This is a genomic window from Stenotrophomonas sp. P5_A8 (assembly GCF_056400545.1).
Map to the genome: position 1 here is coordinate 1 of NZ_JBFULB010000376.1, position 3,496 is coordinate 3,496.

The 3,496-nt window shown below is 66.8% G+C and carries 3 protein-coding genes; 2 read left to right on the forward strand and 1 reads right to left on the reverse strand.

From position 1 onward, the window contains the following. Positions 1 to 852 (reverse strand): murein hydrolase activator EnvC family protein (locus AC1DQP_RS18245; RefSeq protein ID WP_478052171.1); only part of this gene is annotated, 852 nt, incomplete at its 3' end. A gap of 52 nt (positions 853 to 904) precedes the next feature. On the opposite strand from AC1DQP_RS18245, the gene AC1DQP_RS18250 reads away from it, so the two are divergent. Then, complete coding sequence (locus AC1DQP_RS18250; RefSeq protein WP_457321741.1) at positions 905 to 1,567, forward strand: DUF4097 family beta strand repeat-containing protein; 663 nt, start codon at positions 905 to 907, stop codon at positions 1,565 to 1,567. Positions 1,568 to 1,620: 53 nt separating this feature from the next. Next, positions 1,621 to 3,357, forward strand: a complete 1,737-nt coding sequence (locus tag AC1DQP_RS18255; RefSeq protein ID WP_478052172.1) for a M28 family metallopeptidase — start codon at positions 1,621 to 1,623, stop codon at positions 3,355 to 3,357. The last annotated feature ends 139 nt before the right edge of the window (positions 3,358 to 3,496 follow it).

A 3,496-nucleotide genomic window follows, 5' to 3' on the forward strand; every position in this document is an offset into this window, starting at 1 on the left:
GCGCTCGGCTTCGGCACGCGCGGCGGCGGCGCGCAGGTTGGCCAGCAGCGATTCCAGCGCCTTGGCGTCCTGGCCCAGCGCCTTCTCGCGTTCGCTGCGGTCCTTGTAACGTTCGTCCAGGCTGGCCACCGTGGCCGCGCGCGTGCGCCGGTCATCGGCCAGGGTCACCACCTGCTGCTTCTGCTGCTGGCGGGTGCCTTCCAGCGCCTGGCGACGCTCGACGATCTGCGCCTCGACGGCCTGCAGCTCGGCCAGGTCATGGGTGATCAGCTGGATGCGGCGCGCGCGCTCGCGCTGCAGGTAGCGGTGGTAGGCCAGGCTGCGGTTGGCGTCGGCCACGCGGTCCTGCGACAGCAGCAGCTTCAACGGGGCGTTGTTGCCGATGCGGTAGGCCGAGCGCAGCAGCGAGGCCAGTTCCTCGCGCTGCTTCTGCATCCCCGCCTGCAGGTCGCTGCGCTTGCGCTGCAGTTCCTCCATGGCGCGGGTTTCGCGCTGCAGCGCGGTTTCGGTCTGGGCCAGCACGCGCCCGGTACGGGCAACCTTCTCGTCGGCCTCGCGCAGCTGTCGCGATGCCTGGCCGCGCTGCCCCTCCAGCGCACGCCGTTCCTGCGCCACGCCCTTCAGCTCGCTGCGCAGCTTCTGCAGCTTGCGCTCGGCTTCCTTGGAGGTCTGCGCCGCCACTGGGCCCAGCGCCAGCATCGCCAGCGCCAGCAACAGGCCACGCGCCAGCCCACGCAAGGCGGTCGCGCCCCGGTGTGCAGGCAACGGATTGTTATTCCAGCGTGAGGAAGAAGCGTTGTGGCGCAAGGGCTTTCCAGTGACTTCAGGCAGATGCGGATTGTAGCGATGCATGGTGACATCCCCATAGGCGGCCTGCCAGCCGCACCCCGGACACGAGGTCATCATGAAACATATTCCGCTCTCGCTGCTGTTGGCCCTGGCGCTGTCCTGCGCGCCCGCCTTCGCCAGCGACGACATCAGCAAGGTCAACGGCAGCATCCGCGCAAGCAGTGGCCAATCCTACGGCGATCTGGAAACGGTCAACGGCGGCATCACCGTCGAAGAAGGCGTGGTGACCCGCGAGATCCAGACCGTCAACGGCAGTATCCAGGTCAACGACCGCGCCCAGACCACCGGCGTTTCCACGGTGAACGGCAACGTCAGGATCGGCCGCGATGTGGTCGCCGCGGGCAACGTTGAGACCGTCAACGGCAGCATTTTCATCGATCGCGGCAGCCAGATCGACGGCAACATGGAAACCGTCAATGGCGGCATCGGGCTGGTCGAGACGCGCCTGCGCGGCAACATCGAAACCGTCAACGGTGACATCACCGTCGGCGTCGGCTCGCAGGTGCAGGGCGGGATCCGGGTCAAGAAGCCCAACTTCAACCTGTCCCTCACCAGCGGGCGCAAGCCGCGCGTGATCATCGGCCCGAAGGCCAGCGTCGACGGCAGCCTGCAGTTCGAGCGCGAGGTCACCCTGTATGTGCATCGCAGCGCGCACGTCGGCGCGATCAGCGGTGCGCAGGCCATCCCGTTCGATACCGACGCCGCGCCGCAGGATTGATACCCTCTCCCGGTGCGTTGAATGCACCGGCCCACTGGATCCAGGAATCGATGATGCCCCGCAAACTTCTGTTGTGCCTTGCCGCCACCGCCGCGCTGACCGCGTGCAAAGGCGAAGCCACCGCCCCGGCCGACTCCGCGGCCAATGCGGCCACGCAGTCGCCTGCCGCCGTCGGCCATGCGTTCTCCCCGGAGATCAACGCCGCCGACTTCGGCGAACTGGTCAAGACCCTGGCCTCGGACGACTTCGAAGGTCGTGCACCGGGCAGCAAGGGCGAAGCGTTGACCGTCAACTACATCCGCGACCAGATGCAGCGCATCGGCCTGCAGCCGGGCAACGGTGACAGCTGGTTCCAGGACGTGGCGATGACCGAAACCACGGCTGACGAATCCACGGTGCTCAAGCTTGACCAGGCCGGCAAGACCCGCGACCTGACATTCGGCACCGACATGGTGATCGGCACCCGCAGTGGCCAGCCGGAGGTGAACGTCGACAGCAGCGAGCTGGTGTTCGTCGGCTACGGCGTGGATGCGCCGGAGCAGAAGTGGAACGACTACGCCGGCCAGGACTGGAAGGGCAAGACGGTGGTGATGTTCGTCAACGACCCCGGCTTCCACGTCAACGACGCCAAGCTGTTCGACGGCAAGCGCATGACCTACTACGGGCGCTGGACCTACAAGTTCGAGGAAGCCGCCCGCAAGGGCGCCGCCGCGGCGCTGATCGTGCATGACACTGCCGGTGCGTCGTATGGCTGGGACGTGGTCAAGAACTCGTGGGCCGGCCCGCAGTACGACCTGCCGGCCAAGGATGATCCGGAGGCACGCATTCCGGCGCAGGGCTGGTTGAGTGCCGAGGCGGCGCGCCAGCTGTTCGCCGATGCCGGGCTGGATCTGGACAAGGCCTACAAGGACGCCAGCAAGCGCGGCTTCAAGCCGGTCTCGTTGAAAGCCAAGGTGTCCTTCGACCTGAAGAGCACCATCGCCGAAAAGACCTCGCGCAACGTGGTCGGCGTCCTGCCGGGCAGCAAGCGCGCCGACGAGGCCGTGCTGTACATGGCGCACTGGGACCACCTGGGCAAGCACGAGGGTGAGCAGGGCGACAACATCTACAACGGCGCGGTGGACAACGCGACCGGCGTAGCCGGAATCCTGGAAGTGGCCGATGCGATGGTGCACCAGCAGCCGCCGCCGGAGCGTTCGGTGGTGTTCCTGGCGGTGACCCTGGAAGAATCGGGCCTGCTCGGTTCCAAGTACTACGTCAGCCACCCGACCTTCCCGTTGGACAAGATTGCCGGGGTGATCAACATCGATGCGATGTCGGTGGCCGGCCGCGCCAAGGACCTGACCGTGACCGGTTTCGGCAGCTCGGAGCTGGAAGACATCCTCAAACCGCTGGCCGCCAACCAGGGCCGTACCCTGCATGGTGAGACCTCGGTGCAGAGCGGCTTCTACTTCCGTTCGGACCACTTCAACTTCGCCAAGGCCGGCGTGCCGGCGTTGTATGCCGATGGCGGGGAAGACCTGCGCGACGGTGGCGTCGAGGCAGGCCGCAAGGCAGCCGAGGCGTATGGCCGCGACCGCTACCACGGCCCGAAGGATGAGTTCGACCCGGCCACCTGGAAGCTGGACGGCACGGTGGAAGACCTGCAGTTGCTGTACGGCGTGGGCAAGGAGCTGGCCGGTGGTGATCGTTGGCCGAACTGGTATGAGGGCAACCCGTTCAAGGCGGCACGCGACGCGATGATGAAGGGCAAGGGCGCTGCGCCGGAAGCGGCAGCACCGGCTCCCTGAGCGGCTTGCGGTTATCAGGTTGAACACGAAACGGCGCCCATAGGGCGCCGTTTTTGTTTGTCGGCCCGCGCACCAGATCGCATCGTGATGGACCGCCGGTGCGGTGCCCTCGGCCGACAATGGGATCGCATGGCAGGGA